The 1,568-nt window shown below is 42.3% G+C and carries 1 protein-coding gene; it reads right to left on the bottom strand.

The features are described from left to right. Positions 1-82 precede the first annotated feature (82 nt). A complete protein-coding gene (locus M3N64_RS13940; RefSeq protein WP_249104281.1) occupies positions 83-1,441 on the bottom strand; it encodes an IS1182 family transposase in 1,359 nt (452 codons plus the stop codon). Positions 1,442-1,568 lie beyond the last annotated feature (127 nt).

Below are 1,568 nucleotides of genomic sequence, written 5' to 3' on the forward strand. Positions count from 1 at the left end.
GAATCAATTTCATAATTGCTGTTTTTAAAAAGTAGAGACCTACAGAATTTTTAACTGGCTGTTTTTTAAAATCTCTTTTTGATTATGCAGCTTGGTCTTCTTGATTTAATAAAGCATTGATGCGGTTCGCGGCTAATTTTGATGCATTGTAAACCAATGTAACGAGATCGAAATGTACTTTTGCACGCTTTCCGGTTCGGTAGCGCACATTGTTGAGCTGAAAGAATTCCTTTAAATAGGCATTCACCCGTTCGACAGCGGTTCGGCGTTTGAAAAGGGTTTTCCATGCTTTGGATCCTCGGGCAGGTGCTGTGAATCGTCGAAGGTCTGTCGTGATTTTTACTTTATACACTTTTTGGCAGATGCCTTCATTGGCCAGCGAGCAGTCCACACATTCTTTTGGTTGCGTATATTTTAATGTTTCGTACTTGGCATCGTAACTGTCATAACGATAAGAATGTTCTCTGAAACAGGTCAATGCGAAGTGCTTATCGAAACCCTCTGGGTTCGATTCGTTTCGTTTGTTGTACGCGATCACGGATTGATGACCCATGCGGTAAATCTGTTGATAGATCGGTTCGAAATCGTAACCGGCATCCATGGTTTCATAGCGTAAAGCGGGCAACGATAAACGTTCTTGAATGCCTTTAAGCAACGGAATGGCTGCTTTTCCGTCATTAAGGTTGCCCGAGGAGAACAACGACTGCACGATATATTGGCTGGTTGTGCTCACAGCTAAATGGCCCTTATAGCCAAACCAAAACACGTGCTTGCCTTCACTGTTCTTTTTAATGCCCCACTTCGGTTCTTTGGGAACTTGCGCACGCAGTTCTGAAAGAGAAGCGTCCAATTGAGCCTCAATTTTCTTTTCAAAAAGGGGCAGATTTGCTTCTTTTTTTGCTTGTTCAGCGAGCCACTCTTCACGCTCTTCTTTGGATTTTCTGCCACGTTTTTTCGGCTCTTTGTCCAGATTTTCTACCTTTGGTGGTGCCTGATCACGGGCTTCAAAGTGTGTGGCATCAATGGCAATGGTGTCATCCTTGATGAATCCTTCGGTAATAGCCTGGATAATGACTTGTTCCTGAACGACTTCCAAGATCTTGGATTCCTCCAGTTTGGTAATCAACCGGGAATAGGAGGCTTCAGAAGGAGTAGGATCGGAAACAAGAAAGGCGCAGTTCAGTTTAAAAACAATGTCTTCATTGAGCCGTTTGACAAGGTCTTTGATCGTTGGGATGCGTTCAACAATCCGAATAAAAACGGAAATAATCATGGCTGAGTAGTTTAATTCTTCAGGTGCTCCAAGATGCGTTTTTTTGCTTACTGCATGGTAGATTTTATCCAAATTCAAAGCTGAAATAACGGCGTCATAGCGATGGGTAGGTTCCATTTCAAATAATTCTTGAACGCCAAATAAACTCATTTGTCGTATAATGGTCACAGGGAGTATCCCTCCGGTCTTTTTGGTTTTCTACTCAATTACCATTATACAAGACTTGGGGAGGTACTTCCTTTTTTGCGTTTAGAAACCCTTGGGGCACAAGGGCTAAGAAATATGAAATTCATTC

Source organism: Sporolactobacillus mangiferae (genome assembly GCF_023336505.1).
Classification (GTDB): domain Bacteria; phylum Bacillota; class Bacilli; order Bacillales; family Sporolactobacillaceae; genus Sporolactobacillus; species Sporolactobacillus mangiferae.